This is a genomic window from Leadbettera azotonutricia ZAS-9 (assembly GCF_000214355.1).
Classification (GTDB): domain Bacteria; phylum Spirochaetota; class Spirochaetia; order Treponematales; family Breznakiellaceae; genus Leadbettera; species Leadbettera azotonutricia.
On record NC_015577.1, the window covers coordinates 1,995,701 to 2,010,633 of the forward strand.

The 14,933-nt window shown below is 50.7% G+C and carries 15 protein-coding genes and 1 other RNA gene; 2 read left to right on the plus strand and 14 right to left on the minus strand.

All coding sequences use genetic code 11. The annotated features are described in order from the left end of the window. Position 1: 1 nt before the first annotated feature. The 14 genes from TREAZ_RS08680 to TREAZ_RS08740 all read right to left on the minus strand — a co-directional run bounded on the left by TREAZ_RS08680 (position 2) and on the right by TREAZ_RS08740 (position 13,315). Positions 2-1,030 (minus strand): rod shape-determining protein, encoded by a 1,029-nt coding sequence (locus tag TREAZ_RS08680; protein WP_015711461.1) that lies wholly within the window; start codon positions 1,028-1,030, stop codon positions 2-4. A 9-nt stretch (positions 1,031-1,039) separates the two neighbouring features. After that, positions 1,040-1,972, minus strand: coding sequence for a tetratricopeptide repeat protein (locus TREAZ_RS08685; RefSeq protein ID WP_148257772.1), 933 nt, complete (start codon positions 1,970-1,972; stop codon positions 1,040-1,042). Between the two features lie 48 nt (positions 1,973-2,020). Next, an RNA gene (gene rnpB / locus TREAZ_RS17610) (RNase P RNA component class A) lies at positions 2,021-2,383 on the minus strand. A 10-nt stretch (positions 2,384-2,393) separates the two neighbouring features. Then, a complete protein-coding gene (locus TREAZ_RS08695) occupies positions 2,394-3,236 on the minus strand; it encodes a zinc ribbon domain-containing protein (RefSeq protein ID WP_043923012.1) in 843 nt (280 codons plus the stop codon). Between the two features lie 79 nt (positions 3,237-3,315). Next, positions 3,316-5,079 (minus strand): RNA polymerase sigma factor RpoD, encoded by a 1,764-nt coding sequence (gene rpoD, locus TREAZ_RS08700; protein ID WP_015711465.1) that lies wholly within the window; start codon positions 5,077-5,079, stop codon positions 3,316-3,318. Then, a complete protein-coding gene (gene dnaG, locus TREAZ_RS08705) occupies positions 5,076-6,938 on the minus strand; it encodes a DNA primase (protein WP_015711466.1) in 1,863 nt (620 codons plus the stop codon). Before dnaG ends, rpoD begins: the two co-directional genes overlap by 4 nt. After that, on the minus strand, positions 6,939-8,015 hold the full coding sequence (gene mltG, locus TREAZ_RS08710) for an endolytic transglycosylase MltG (RefSeq protein WP_015711467.1): 1,077 nt from the start codon (positions 8,013-8,015) through the stop codon (positions 6,939-6,941). Positions 8,016-8,057: 42 nt separating this feature from the next. Then, positions 8,058-8,228 (minus strand): hypothetical protein, encoded by a 171-nt coding sequence (locus TREAZ_RS18240; protein ID WP_015711468.1) that lies wholly within the window; start codon positions 8,226-8,228, stop codon positions 8,058-8,060. Positions 8,229-8,230: 2 nt separating this feature from the next. Continuing rightward, the gene (locus tag TREAZ_RS08715) at positions 8,231-9,172 is read right to left on the minus strand and encodes an MBL fold metallo-hydrolase (RefSeq protein WP_015711469.1); all 942 of its coding nucleotides are present in this window, start codon (positions 9,170-9,172) and stop codon (positions 8,231-8,233) included. Then, positions 9,172-9,660: a YkgJ family cysteine cluster protein gene (locus tag TREAZ_RS08720; RefSeq protein WP_043923414.1), complete on the minus strand. Its 489-nt coding sequence runs from the start codon at positions 9,658-9,660 to the stop codon at positions 9,172-9,174. Before TREAZ_RS08720 ends, TREAZ_RS08715 begins: the two co-directional genes overlap by 1 nt. A 68-nt stretch (positions 9,661-9,728) precedes the next feature. Then, positions 9,729-10,778 (minus strand): tRNA preQ1(34) S-adenosylmethionine ribosyltransferase-isomerase QueA, encoded by a 1,050-nt coding sequence (gene queA, locus TREAZ_RS08725; protein ID WP_015711471.1) that lies wholly within the window; start codon positions 10,776-10,778, stop codon positions 9,729-9,731. 15 nt (positions 10,779-10,793) lie between these two features. After that, complete coding sequence (ruvB, locus tag TREAZ_RS08730; RefSeq protein WP_015711472.1) at positions 10,794-11,861, minus strand: Holliday junction branch migration DNA helicase RuvB; 1,068 nt, start codon at positions 11,859-11,861, stop codon at positions 10,794-10,796. A 7-nt stretch (positions 11,862-11,868) separates the two neighbouring features. Beyond that, a complete protein-coding gene (gene ruvA, locus TREAZ_RS08735; RefSeq protein ID WP_015711473.1) occupies positions 11,869-12,471 on the minus strand; it encodes a Holliday junction branch migration protein RuvA in 603 nt (200 codons plus the stop codon). Positions 12,472-12,706: 235 nt separating this feature from the next. Next, on the minus strand, positions 12,707-13,315 hold the full coding sequence (locus tag TREAZ_RS08740; protein ID WP_015711474.1) for an ATP-binding protein: 609 nt from the start codon (positions 13,313-13,315) through the stop codon (positions 12,707-12,709). 216 nt (positions 13,316-13,531) lie between these two features. Between TREAZ_RS08740 and TREAZ_RS08745 the strand changes: the two genes are divergently transcribed. Beyond that, the gene (locus TREAZ_RS08745; protein ID WP_201764762.1) at positions 13,532-14,083 is read left to right on the plus strand and encodes a Crp/Fnr family transcriptional regulator; all 552 of its coding nucleotides are present in this window, start codon (positions 13,532-13,534) and stop codon (positions 14,081-14,083) included. A gap of 86 nt (positions 14,084-14,169) precedes the next feature. Continuing rightward, entirely contained in the window at positions 14,170-14,784 is a 615-nt protein-coding gene (locus TREAZ_RS08750) for an MBL fold metallo-hydrolase (RefSeq protein ID WP_015711475.1), read from the plus strand. The last annotated feature ends 149 nt before the right edge of the window (positions 14,785-14,933 follow it).

Here is a 14,933-nt window from a genome sequence, read left to right on the forward strand (position 1 = left end):
CCTATCCGTTCAGGCTGTCGTAGATGCTGCGGGAATTGTCAAAACCCTTAGCGTACTCAAAATACTTCCCTGCCCCCAGGGCCACGCAGTTGAGGGGTTCATCCGCAAGAATGACAGGCACGCCTGTTTCTTTTTGAATGAGCTTGGGAAGCCCTTTGAGAAGCGATCCGCCCCCTGTCATCACAATGCCCCACTCCACAATGTCCGCCGCAAGTTCGGGAGGGGTCTTGCCCAGGGTGGCTTTAATCTCGTCCACGATCTTGGTGATGGGATCTTTTAAGGCTTCCCTTACTTCAACGCTGTCGATCTCGAGGCGCCGAGGAAGCCCTGTGATGGCATCAGTGCCCTTAATCTCAACCTTTTCAATTTCTTTTTCGGGGAACGCATTCCCAATTTCTATCTTGAGCCGTTCCGAAACCCCATTGCCGATGATGAGGTTATGAATGCTCCTTACATGGCGCACAATGGCATCGTCAAACTTGTCGCCCCCAAGGCGTATGGCGCTGGTGACCACCATGCCCCCCAGAGAGATAACCGAAATTTCCGTGGTGCCCCCGCCTATGTCGCAGACCATGTGGCCTGCGGGCTCGAAGATGGGGATATTGGCGCCAATCGCCGCCGCGAGGCTTTCTTCGATAACGGTTACTTCCCTGGCCCCTGCTTTGTAGGCGCTCTCTTCGACTGCCCTGCGCTCGACTTCGGTGATGCAGGAGGGCACGCCTATAACCATGCGGGGCTTTATAAAGCGATAGCGGGGCATGACCTTGGAAATAAAGTAACGGATCATTTTTTCTGTGGATTCAAGATCCGCAATGACCCCATCCTGCAAGGGCCTTATGGCAATGATATTGCCGGGCGTTTTAAAAAGCATACGTTTGGCGTCTACGCCAACGGCCATGACTTTTTTGGTTCCCCGTTCAACAGCCACTACCGAAGGTTCATTGATGACTATGCCCTTGCCCCTGATGTAAATAAGGGTGTTGCAGGTGCCTAAATCAATTCCCATATCTGAAGATCCTCGTCCAAACATAATCCCTCCCTAAGTATTCAATTTTAACCTGGACGGCCCATGGGCAGGATTAATCCTGACTGCCCTGCGCCACTCAGCCCTTGCACGGGTGGTATCCCCCCCTGCGTCATACAACACACCCAGCTGGTAATGGGCTTCGGCATTTTCGCCCCCATCTTCCAGAGCCTTCAAATACTGATCTTCAGCCCCGGCGGTATCCCCCGCCTTGACGAGTATATCCCCCAAAAGAAGCCGTGCGGCAACCTTGGTTTTGGAATCCCTCGACAGATCCACGCATCGGAGAAGGTAGGCCCTGGCAGAATCGTTTTCTTCCAGGGCAATATAGGAACGCGCTATGGACAAGAGCAGCACATCCGAAGCGTCCCGGCCCAATGCCAGGGTAAAAGCCGCTACGCTGCCCCGGTAATCCCTGATAGCCGCATAGGCAAGGCCAAGATACTGGGGTATGTCCCTGGCCTCATATCCCCGGGCCCTGGCTTTTTCGAGATACTCGACTGCCAGATCCGCGTATCCCTGCCCCTTGTCATAATAAGCTTTCCCCAGGACATAAAACAGCCTGCCGTCTTTTTCCGCTTCGTTTGAAAGCAAGGCCTTCCGCAAAGACCAGATGCAGTCATCAATGAATCTCAAGGTATCGGAATTGTTTATCTGGGCTATAGCCAGTTGATAAGCCGAAAACCCATGAATGGTGAGGAGAAAAAAATCCAAAGGCTTTTGCGCCAAAAGGCCGGCGCTTTGGGCATAGGCTTCGGCATAAGCGGAAGATTCCCAAAGGCTCTGAAGCTCCCTGCGCTCATTGCCCCGGGGATTTCCCAGCCTCATGAACCCTGCCGCTGAAATTGAGATGAGTATAAGCACAGCAATTGCCAGCACGGCTCTATGGACAGCTTGCTTCCTGCGGAAACCTGCCCCATAACCGGAATGAGGGCGATCTTTGGACATAATCTTATTCAGTTAATACGGTTTTTGGGAAATAGTCAATGTATAGCAAAAAAGCGATGAACCATAAGCCGGGTTCTGTATGATTGGCTGTCATCTATCTTGGGGGATCCTCGCGGATTCCCTCTTTGCAGCCTACCCGCAGTCTTGAAGGGGCCCTCCAACTGCTGCTTGGCTTTGCTCCTGATGAGGTTTGCAGTGCCCCAGGCATTGCTGCCTGGGCGGTGGGCTCTTGCCCCGCCTTTTCACCCTTGCGGCCCAATGGGTTCGCGGTATATTTTCTGCTGCGCTCTCTGTCGCTTCGCCCTTTGGAGCGAAGCGCCCGGGCGTTACCCGGCATCATGCCCTGCGGAGCCCGGACTTTCCTCACCCGGAAGCAAAAGCTTCGCGCGGCGCGGCAGCCGGTCCATCGCTAAAAAAACACTTATTCGTCGAAGTCGTTCACTTTTTCTTCTTCTTCCTCTTCTTCTTCCTCCTCTTCCTCGTCCTCTATATCGTCAAGATCCGAGAGGCTGCCGGAATCGTCGTTGTCGAAGAATTCTTCCTCTCCCTGTTCGGCTTCTTCGTAGAAGAGTATACGGGAACAGTAGGGGCAGAAGACGATTTCCTTGCCTACCCGGATGTCATTGGCAAACTGGGCAGGGAGTATCATGTGGCAGCCCATGCAGACGCCGCCCTTGATGGCTACGATGCCTTTGCCCATTTTGTTGCGGATGATCCTTTCGAATTTGAAAATGACTTCCGGATCCATGCCGCTGGTGAGTTCCTTTTCCTGTTTGGCAAGGGCGTTGACCTGCGCGACTTTTCCGGCCACTTCGGCTTCGATGCCTTTGCGGCGCTCGGACAGATCCGCTTCCTGCTGCTCTATTTGGGATGCTCTCTGCTTCATCTCCTCGTTAAGCTCGGAAATGTTCCGTTCTTCGCGCTGCAGATCCTTGCGGAACTGCTGCTCTTTCTCGGCGGCATTCTTGATTTCCGTATCCAGGGCTTCGTATTCCCGCTGGGTGGAAATGGAGTCCATGTTTTTTTCCGCTTTTTCCCGGTGAGACTCCGCCTCGAACAGCTGGTTGCGAAAATCAGCTTCCGCAGTTTTGGCCTTGTCATAAATCTCGTTCTTTTCGATATAGGTCTTCTTCATCCTGGAGAGGACTTCTTCCTGGGTATTGAGAAGCTTGGGGATTTCCAGTATGTCCTGCTCAAGGGTGATTTTTTCGGACAGAATGTCCTGCAGGGATCTGAGCTTTTCGAAAACATCGTCCATTGCCATAAAATGCCTCTTTCTTCAAAAATTTGTTGCGGAGAATCGAAGATTCCCCTGAAGGACTTTTTCCATGAAAAGTCCTATGTCAGTGGTCAAGATAGTCTTTAAGACGGCGGCTCCGTTTTGGGTGGCGGAGGCGGCGCAGGGCCTTGGCTTCTATCTGGCGTATGCGTTCCCTTGTCACATTGAAGTACAACCCCACTTCTTCCAGGGTAAGGGAATAGCCGTCATCCAGGCCAAAGCGCATTTTGAGCACTTCCTGCTCCCTTGCGGGCAGGGTGGAAAGGACCGTGGTGAGCTGTTCCTGGAGCAGGGTAAAGGCGGTGAGGTTCGCGGGGTTTTCCACATCCTTGTCCTCGATGAAGTCGCCCAGCAGGGAATCTTCTTCCTCGCCTATGGGGGTTTCGAGGCTTATGGGCTCCCGGGCCACGTTCTTCACCGATTTTACCCGCTGGGCAGTCCAGCCCAGGCGCTCGGCAATTTCCTCGTCTGTAGGCTCCCTGCCAAGCACCTGCATGAGCTGGCGGGACTCCCGCACGACCTTGTTGATCTGCTCGATCATGTGCACAGGCACGCGTATGGTCCGGGCCTGATCCGAAATAGAACGGGTAATGGCCTGCCGTATCCACCAGGTAGCGTAGGTCGAAAATTTGAAGCCCTTCTGGTATTCGAATTTTTCCACTGCTTTGATAAGGCCGATATTCCCTTCCTGGACAAGGTCGAAGAAATGGAGGCCCCTGTTGGTGTACTTCTTGGCGATGGAGACTACGAGGCGGAGGTTGGCTTTGATGAGCCTGTCCTTGGCATTCTTCATCATCACGCGGCCCCGGCTGATCTCCTTGGCCATGAGGTTGATGCTTTCGATGGTTTCTTCGAATTCGGCTTCCATCTGGCGGAGCTTTTTCTCGGTCAACTGGATAAGGCGGATCTTTTCCTTGATCTCGTCGGAGCTTAGGCCAAGGGATTCTTCAAGCTTTTCCCGCTCTTCCTTGATGGTGAGGCCCCTGCCCAGAGCGCGCAGCTCTTTGAGGGAGCCTACCCGGAGGTTCTTCTCGATGCGCTCCTGATCTTTCTTGTAGCGCTTGATGCGTTTGGACGCCTGGATGAATTTTTCGGAAAAGCCCAAAATCTCTTCAGGGTGAATCTCGGCGTTGGTGACAATCTTTATGACGCTGGCCCTGAGCTCGTTGAGCTCGGGATCTTCGAAGATGTTCACGCCCTTGGTGATGAGCTTTTTCTTGGTCTCGATATAGGTCTTGAGATCCGGCAAAACCACGCGCAAGGTTTCCTTGTAGAACTGGTTGAGCCGCCTGCGCTCGGTCATATGCTCGGTGATCTCTTTTTTGGAGAGGTTCAATTCCCTGAGATCCCGTTTGGAAAAGGCTTTTTGGGCGATGTGGTAGAATTCGGGGATGATCATGCCCGACTTCTTGATCACCCCTTTGATGATGTTCTCGCCTTCTTCCATGGCTTTGGAGAGCTCAATCTCCTGCTCCGCTGTGAGGAGGTTCTCCTTGCCAATTTCGCGGAGGTAAAGCCTGATAGGATCGTCCACCGACGATTCCTTGTCGTTTGAGACAAGGCGTTTCTTTTCGGTCTCCGCCGCCTTGCGGGTCTCGGTTTCAGGCTCGTCCTCCCCCGCTTCCTCGGTGAGCTGCACATTGTTGGCTTCCAGGAGGGCCAGAACTTCATCGATTTTATCGGAGTTGGCGATGTGTTCAGGCAGATAATCCTGCAATTCCTCATAAGAGAGGGTTTTCTTTTCTTTCGCGTATTCAATCAGCTTGATTACAGCAGGGTCCAGAGCGGTCTCCGGAGCTGGCACAACAGGCTTTTTGGTTTGGGTCATCGGCTATCTTCCTTCAGTTGACGCAATTTTTCGTCTATGCGCATTTTCTCGGCAAGTAAATCATCGGCTTCTTCATCCCCAGGGGAGGCATTTTTCTTCAGGCTCCGCAATTTTATGACAATTTCGTCCAGCTGGCGCTCCAGCTTTTTTCGGATCGTTTTTTTGATGCCATCGGCAAGGAGCCTTTCGGGGTTGATCGTAAATTCCTCCGAACTCCCCCTTTCAAGGAAAAAATCCCGTACTTCTTTCAGCTTAATCCTGTCCAGAAACTGATCGACCCCGGCTTCATCATTTATGTAACTTTCTTCCAAAGCGATAAAAAGTTCTTTTGCCGCAGCGTCATCGATCTCATTTATTTTGAGGGCCTTCCGGAATTCAGGGTATAGCTTTTGGTTCCCTTCCTTCATGTCATTCACCGCCACAACCATGAGCAGAAAAAGCTCATCGTTCATGCGGACTTGACCAGGTTTATCCTCCTTGTGGGGCTGAGGCTTTCCCTCGCCCTGACGAATACCTGCTGCTATGCGACGCAAATCGTTCTTCACCGCCTGACGGGATGCCCCAAAGGCATCGGCGGCGGCGTCTATAAAGGCGTCTTTTGCCACCTCGGAGTCCAGGGTCTGGATAAAGGGGAAGATAAAGGACACTGCCTTTGCCTTCCCTTCAGAGCCGCTGGTATCATAGAGAGACTTTGCCCGGGCAATAAGGTATTCAAAATCATTTATATAACATTTAACACTCTTTTGCAACGCCTCTGGACCATAATTTTTAAGAATATCGGCAGGGTCCTTTAATGCAGCTTCCCCTTCGCCTGTAGGGACCGCTACAGCGCAGGAAAGGCCGTTCCGGCGGCAGGTGAGTATGCCCTTGACCACAGCGGCCTGCCCTGCCCCGTCCGAATCAAAAACCAGGATGGCTTTTTCGGCCCAGCGCCTGAGGAGCTTGGCCTGATCGTCCGTAAAGGCTGTGCCCAAAGGCGCCACAGTATTGGCGATTCCCGCCTGATGCATGGCGATTGCATCCATGTAGCCCTCGACAAGGTACACCTCCTTGGTATGCCGTATTTCGGGCAGGGCAAGATCAATGGCAAAAATGGTTTCGCCTTTTTTGTAAATTTCGATTTCCGGGGAGTTGATGTATTTAGGAGGCGCCCTGCCGTCGGCGCGCACGGGACCCTGGGCGCCTTCGAGCACACGGCCCCCAAAGGCCACGATTCGGCCCTGGCGGTCGGAAATGGGGAACATAATGCGGCCCGCAAAAAGGGGCATTCCCGGATACCGGGACGAGAAAAGCCCCGACACATTGAGGAAATCCCTGGAGTACCCCTTTTTCAAAAGGAAACTGTAAAGCCATTGGCGATCCCCGGGGGCGTAGCCTAAATGGAAGCGTTCAATCATTTCGTTGTTCAAGCCTCTGCCTATAATATACTGTTTTGCGGGCCCTCCTTCAGCTTTTTTTTCCAAAAAATGCTGAAAAGTGGCAGCCATTCGCCTATAAAGCTCAAAAAGCTCTTCTTTCCGCTGGTTTTTCCCGTCATCCGGGGCCGGGCCGCTGCCGGAATTGTCGTAGACGATCTCTATGCCCAGCTTTTTCGCCAAAAGCTCCACTGTTTCGGGGAAGCTGAGCTTGTCCATTTCCATGACAAAGTTCAAGACCGAGCCGCCTTTTCCGCAGCCAAAACAGTGATAGGCTTTCATTTCCGGGTTGACCGTGAAGGAACCTGTCTTTTCAGAATGAAAGGGACAGAGGCCCCACCAGCGGCCTCCCCTTTTATCGAGGCGCACATAATCCTGAACAACCGCCACGGCGTCCATGCGGCTGTTCACTTCATCGATGGTGGTTTTGGAAATAAGGGGCATCTAGCGGGCGCTCCCCTTGAGGTAAAGGGCTCCCGCTTTTATATGGTCGTCCAGGGTTCTGGAAAAATAGTGGCTGCCTGCTGCGGCGTCTACAAGCCTAAAGTAGAGGAAGTCCGAAGGCACGGGGTGGAAAGCCGCGTCCAGGGCTACCCTGCCGGGGGCTGAAATCGGCCCTGGAGGAAGGCCCGGCCGTATGTAGGTATTGTAAGGGTCCCGGATCTCAATGTCCCGGTTATAAAGCACTTCCGGGTGGGGCCGGCCCTGAATCTCGGTGATGACGTATTCGACAGTGGCGCAGGACTGGAGTGCCATGCCGATTTTAAGGCGGTTGAGGAAAACACCCGCCATAATGGCCGCTTCCTGGTTAACCCGGTATTCCCGCTCAACAATGGAAGCGAGTATCACCCTATCGTTGAGTTCCCCGGCGCTCATGTTCAGTGCCTCCGGAGCAGCCTCGGAAAGGCGGCTGTAAAAGTTATCCGCCATTTGGGCAGCTACTTTTTCGGCAGGATAGGAAAGGGGGAAAAGGTAGGTGTCGGGGTAAAGATAGCCTTCCAGGGTTTTGTTAGGGATATGGTAATAGTTTAAAAGGCCTGGGGACGAGGCGGCTTCGATAAATGCATCCCCCGGACAGATTCCTGATTCTTCCATGATGCGGGCGGTTTTTTTTAGGGTAACGCCCTCGGGTATGGTAACACGGACGAGGATTTGATCCCCCGCCACAAGAAGCGAATGAATGGCGATCTGGCTTGCGGGGAGTTCAATGCGGTAAGAACCGGTTTTTATATAGTCCTTTTTGTATCGCGACAGAACCTGCCAAAAATAACGATTGCGTATGATTCCAGCTTCCTGGAGGCGGTTCCCTACGGAAAGGGAAGTCTCGCCGCTCCTCACTTCAAGGAAAAGGGCGCCATCGCTGTCTATTCTTAGAGTATTGTCCCCTGCAAGGGGATGGGCTGCCGAATCCGGAGGGGCATTGAAATACATAAAGCCCGCTACGGCCAGGCCGCACAGAACCAAAGCCAGGGCTATGAGTATGCTCATGAATTTGGCAATTCTACGTATTACCCGGAGCATGAATTACCCCTTAAACACCATTGTTCAGTGAAATACCGATGTTCATTCATAGAGGTCTTCAAGCTCCTGAACAGTAAGGCGGGCATACAGCAGTTTCTCGATACGGCGGAGTATGTCCCGCTTGGCATCGGACAGATTGGCTTCATCCTTTTTAAAAGCCAGGAACAAGGCTTTGCAATCGTCCATATCCAGAAAAACCCCGTCCTCGTCCATGCTTAAAGGGCCAGCTCCATGCCTTCCATCGCAAGGGAGATTTTAATCCCCTTGATGTTCATGCGCTCCGTATACCAGCGGGCAGACTGGAGTATATTGAAAAGCTTGTGATCGTCGTAGGTCGGGTCATGGTGGAAAAGAACCATATGCTTGATGCCCCAATTGGCCGCAAAATCCACCGCAAGGCTAAAAGCGCTGTGGCCCCAATTGTACTTGTCTATGGCCTCGCCCAGGGTGTATTGGGAATCTATGACAATAAGGTCGGCGCCCTGAAAATAGGCAATGTTTTCATCATTTTTGAGGAAATCGTCAGCCGAAAGCTCCGTGTCTGTAGCGTAAATGAACTTCTTCTGATGCTCCTCGACTTTATAGGAGTAGGAATCCCCAGGATGGTTCATCTTTTTCCAGGTAATTTTGCAGCCATTGATATCGAGTGGCTCTCCCAGGGTGCGGAAAGCCTTTTTTGCCCCCATGGATTCCATGTGCACCGGAAAATAAGGGGACGCCATCTGGCCATGGAGGGCGGTTTCGAGGTTGGGCTTGGGGGAATAGAAATCAACAGAGACAGAAGGATCGTAGGCGGGGTTAAAGAAAGGAAGGCCCGCTATATGATCCCAATGGAAATGGGAAAAAAAGATATGGTAATGCTGGGGCTTGGGCGATTCTTTGGAACAGGCAATGCCCAGCTCCCGTATGCCCGAGCCTGCATCGAAAACAATGACTTCGCTGCTTTTGTCAAAGCGCACCGCAACACAGGGTGAATTACCGCCTACTGTGCCAAAAAGCCAGGGCGGGAGACCAGCCAGGAAGTGTTCGCGGTTTTCGGGACTGGCTATATCGTCAGGGGTCAGCCGTTCGAGGATGGCCGAGATTTTGGACTTTATCTGGGACGGCAGCTGGGGCGCTGCAATGGAGCCTCGGACGCCGAAAAAACAGATCTGCATCAACACCCCCCCTTAGGGTCTGAGGTCTTCCTTATAATAACATTTTCCTTATGCTGTTGTTCAAGCCAGCCCTCTATAATGTCGGCAGAATGAAGCTCCCCATGCCCCATGCCCGGACAACCCATAGCTGTTGCCTTCCAGGCCGTTTTTGAACGGAGCACAGAGGGCCAGAAGGGAAAGGACCTGCATTGCAGGGGCCGGGCTTCGTAAACAAGGCAGCCCTCCCTCCAAAGAACGCAGTCCAGATTGGATCTTTCCCTTAAAGAAAGCCGCTCGGTACCGTCAGGAGAGGGAACCCAGCGGCAACAGGTTTCCATGAACTGAGTATACCCCATTAGCAAGGCTTTAGATAGAACATTGAAATCATTCTCGGTAAGGAACACGAAACCAGGCTCGTGCCTGCAGCAGTCCGAGCATTTGGTACAGGAGAACTTGAGTCCTTTGGCATAGAAAGGGGCAGAATCCCCGGTTTTTTTGCTGTTTTGCATAGCCCAAACAATAATAACGGCGAAATTGAGGGGGTGCAAGGGCTTCGGCCCGGCTTTATTCCAAATAATCACTTTATCAGCATAGCATCGCCGTAGCTGAAAAACCTGTACTCCTTCTCTACCGCTTCCCTGTAAGTCTCCAGGATAAGCTCCCTGCCCGCGAAAGCCGATACCAGCATAAGCAGCGTTGAGCCGGGGGTGTGAAAATTGGTGAACATGGCATCTATCACTTTAAATTGATATCCCGGATAAATGAATATCGAAGTAGCCCCATCGCCTCGTTTGAGATAGCCCCCCGAAGGAGAACCGGCATCGCAAATCCAGGCCGATTCCAGTGTACGCACACTGGTAGTACCTACTGCCAGCACCGGCCTCTTCTCGGACTTGGCTTTTTCAATCTTCGCTGCGGTCTCTTCATCAATGCTGAAACTTTCCTCGTGCATGGTATGGTCTTCGATGTTGGAAGCGCGGACAGGGAGGAAAGTTCCAAGCCCCACATGGAGGGTGACAAAGGCGGTGTCCATGCCGTGTTTTTCAAGGTCCGCCAAAATCTCTCGGGTAAAATGAAGGCCGGCGGTGGGCGCTGCAGCGGAACCGGTATTTTGGGCATAGACCGTTTGATACCGGTCGCTATCGGTTTTAGTATCATCACGCTTGATATAGGGCGGCAGGGGTATGTGTCCGTGGATGTCCAGCCAACTGTCGTCTATGGGGCGATCAAAGCGGAGTATGCGGAATTCTTCGTCCTCTGCAAGGATCTCCCCTTTGGCAAAATCACCAAACACATAGCGGCTGCCGGGGTGGCGGCGTTTTGCCCGCTGGGCCATGGCCTTCCAGGTATATTCATCGATTTTATTGAGGAGGAGAAATTCTGCTTTCGCGCCTGTTTCCGCTGAAGTTCCCAAAAGCCGGGCCTTGCGGACTTTGGAATTGTTGAAAACCAGAAGGGGCCTTTTATCCCAAGCGGAAAGTATTTGAGGGAGTTCCGCTGTCATGCGGTGTTCACGAAGGCCGGACTTCCTGTCCAATACCACTAGACGGCTCATGCCCCGCTTCTCCGGCGGGTACTGGGCAATGAGGTTTTCAGGCAAATCAAAAAAGAAATCGGAAGTTTTCATTATACACCGGTAATTTTAAAAAAGGAGACCCGCATCATTCCCCGGCTTCAAGTTGAGGTGTTCGTAGGCCAGGGCGGTTACTACCCTGCCCCGGGGGGTGCGCTGGATGAGGCCCGCCTGGATGAGGTAAGGCTCGTAGTAATCTTCCAGGGTGTCTACCGATTCGCCTATGGAAATGGCGAGGGTTTCTGCGCCGACAGGGCCGCCGTTGTAGCGCTCTATGATGATGCGAAGTATTTCGCGGTCGTGGCGTTCAAGGCCGAGGCTATCAATCTCGAGGCGCTTAAGGCCCTCGGCTACTACTTCGCTTGAGATGACGGGGCTGTTCCTGATTTGGGCAAAATCCCTGATGCGGCGGAGAAGGCGGTTTACCACGCGGGGAGTGCCCCGGGCTGAACGGGCCAGGAGGGCCGCGGCGTCATCATCAATTTGAACTTTCAGAATTCCTGATGAACGGCGGACTATGGCTTCCATATCTTTTTCATCGTAAAAAGAAAAACGGCAGGTGATGCCGAAACGGCTTATGAGTGGGCTCGAAACATTGCCTGCCTTGGTAGTGGCGCCTACCAGGGTAAAGGGCTGAATGGGTATGCGTATGGTACGGGCCGAAGGGCCCTGGCCTATGATCCAGTCGAGTTCGTAATCTTCCATTGCGATATAGAGCATCTCTTCGATGGCGGGCTTGAGGCGGTGAATCTCGTCGATGAAGAAAACAGTCTTCGCAGTAACCGTGGTAAGTATGCCGGCGAGGTCTTTGGGTTTATCCAGGGCAGGGGCTGAGGTAACTTTGAATTCGGAACCCAGCTCGTGGGCTACTACCTGGGCAAGGGTAGTTTTGCCGAGACCCGGAGGACCTATCAAAAAAAGGTGATCCAGGCTTTCATTGCGTTTTTTGGCGGCCTCGATAAAAACAGAGAGGTTTTCTTTCATCTGCTTTTGGCCGAGGAATTCTCCCATGCTGCGGGGGCGAAGGCTTAGTTCGTGTTCGTCATCCAAAGGCTTTTGTTCGGGATGGACTATACCGTCAAAATCGGCAAAATCTTCGGATACTTTTTCGCTTGTTTTTTCGCGTTTTTTTGCCATATTTCCGTTACATCCCGCTTAAATAGACAATGGCCTGCTTAAAGAGAAGCTTCTCTTTTTCGGCTTTGTCTTTACCAGTCAAACTCGATGCCAAATCCGCATCGGCCTTTGCCAGGGCGTCAACTGCCTGCTTTTTATCGTAGCCCATTTCCACAAGAGCGTTGGCAAGTTCGCCGTAGGGAGAAGCAATTTCAGGGGCCGCCCTTGCGGAAGCGAGCTTGCCTTTGAGGGCCAGTATCATCTTCTGGGCGGTTTTCTTGCCCAGCCCCGGCACTGCTTCGAGCCTGCTAAGATTTTCTGTTTCCAGAGCCCGCTCAAGTTCTTCCTGCCCTATGCCGCCCATTATTTTAAGGGCGCCTTTGGGGCCTATGCCTTCAACTTTGAGGAGTTCCAGAAACGTGGCACGCCTCTCCTCATCTGCAAAACCGAAAAGCTTCATCTGATCTTCCCGGTGCAATAACCAGGTGTAGACCCTGCCCTCCTCTCCCCTGGTTGGGAGGCGGTCTATGTCGGTGGATGGAACGGAAATTTCCCATTCTACTCCGCCGGTTAAGAGATAAACCGAATCGGATAACTTTTCTGTGATAATGCCCTTGAGACTGTTAAACATTGCTAGATACTAGCATTAAAAAAGGGAGGTTGTAAACGCGCGTAAGCCGGAAGCGTCCCTGCAGCACGAAAAATCGTCTTATCTGACTAGTTTTTTTGTAAAAGTAGTCAGATAAGACGATATTGGTACAATACGAAATCGGTTTTATCATTATGTTCGCTTCGCGCATTTGCACGAAAGGGCGTCCTCCCGCTAAGTGGGGGGATGGCCCATAGCACTATTCCTCCAATGACTTTTAATCTGCCAGGATTTCGCCGTTTATGGATAGGGTAATCACCCTCCAGGGAATCATTTTATTGGAATTTTTAAGCGCAGTAATTACGGCATTTTCAATGCCGCCGCAACAAGGGACTTCCATCCTGATTACCATAACTGATTTTATGTTATTCCGCTTAATAATTTCAGTTAGTTTTTCGGCGTAGTCTCCTTCATCAAGTTTCGGACAGCCTATCAGAACGACTTTGTTTTTCATAAATTCATTGTGGAAATTGCCGTAGGCGTATGCGCCGCAGTCAGCGGATATTAACAGGGCGGCATTATCAAAATACGGCGCATTTACCGATACAAGTTTTATCTGTACCGGCCACTGGGTAAGTTGACTTTGCGTTACCGTAGCCTCGCGGGAAATTGCCTTCTCGTTATATTCTTTTGCCTCGCGTTCCTCAAAAGTAATAGCGCCTGTAGGACAAACGGGCAAACAATTACCAAGTCCATCACAATAATCGTCCCGTATTAGTTTTGCCTTGCCATCAATAATGCGGATAGCCCCCTCATGACAGGCTTCAGCGCATAGCCCGCAGCCGTTACATTTTTCGCGGTCTATGGTTATAATTTTTCGCACCATACTGCTCCTCCATATTGACTTGGTAAAATAAATATAGAAGAATAGAACCGGAAAATCGGTTGTATTTACAACATAAAAGGACGAATTTTGAAAAAAAATACTCTATTTATTAAGTCAATGCGCTCTTTTTGAGGGAATTGACGAAACCGAATTGGATACGCTTCTCAGCTGCCTGTCGGCGGTACAAAAAAGTATAAAAAGGGCAGTTTTGTTTCTATGGCTGGAGGAAAATTTACCTCAGTTGGTGTTGTCCTTTCCGGTTGTATTCACCTTGTGGAGGATGATTTCTGGGGGAATCGTAGTATTGTGGCAAGGTTTGAGCCGGTCGAATCATTTGGCGAAGCCTTTTCTTTCGGAGAAAAAGATTATATACCTGTCAGCATTTTAGCCGCAGAACAATCGGATATTCTTTTGATTAACTGTAACAAAATTATTTTCACTTGTTCATCGGCCTGTATGTTTCATCAGAGACTAATAATGAATATTATCAAAAACATGGCGCAGAAAAACAATATGCTTATGAAGAAAATTGAGCATATTACCCGCCGTACCACAAGAGAAAAATTGCTTTCCTATCTTTCATTCCATGCCCGGAAAACAAAAAGCGGCATATTTGAAATTCCCTTCAACAGGCAAGAACTGGCGGATTATCTTTCAATTGATAGGAGCGCAATGTCGCAGGAACTTTGCCGGATGCGTGATGAAAGAATGTTGAATTTTAATAAAAATAAATTTGAACTTTTGCAGGGTAATGAAAATAATATATGAATTTGGGAAGAAATTAGGGAAGAATGGAAGCAGTGTACGGATATGTCACGCATTCTAATTTTACAAAACTAAAAGGGGAATAAACAATGAACGTAATGCCAAAATTATACTACCAGGGACACGGCAGCTTTCGTATAAGCGCCAGTGATGGACGAGTGATATATGTTGACCCCTATGCGGGTGACGGATACACTTTGCCCGCCGATATTGTGCTTATCACCCACCAGCATAGCGACCATAACAAGATCGAACTGGTCACGCAAAAAGACGGCTGCCGGGTTATTACGAATGTCGAGGCATTGGCTGGCGGTAAACATAACAGTTTTGATATAAATGGAATTCATATTGAAGCCGTTGAAGCGAAAAATCTTATACATAACCCAAGAAAATGCGTTGGGTATATCATCTCACTTGATGGTATATCTTTGTATGCTTCCGGTGATACGTCAATGACAAAACAAATGGAAAGCTTTGCGGAACGTAAACTTGATTACGCATTATTTCCTTGCGATGGCGTTGTCAACATGAGCCTCAAAATGGGGTCGAAATGCGCAAAGATGGTCGGGGCAAAACACAACATACCCATTCATCTGAAACCTCGCGCACTGTTCAATAGGAAACGTGCAGATAAATGGGATGCGCCAAATAAGCTCATTATCGAACCGGGGCAAGAAATAATCCTGAGTTCAGCGGGTGAGTAAAGAGATTTTATGCCGCAATAGAGTAAAAATACCGATAGGCTCGGAACAGACAAAATACGCAAATACGTTCAGGTCCGACAGACACCCCCGCACGTCTATTGCGTTTCCGTGTCCGCAATTGGAAAATTAATGTGTGGTTATTTATTAAA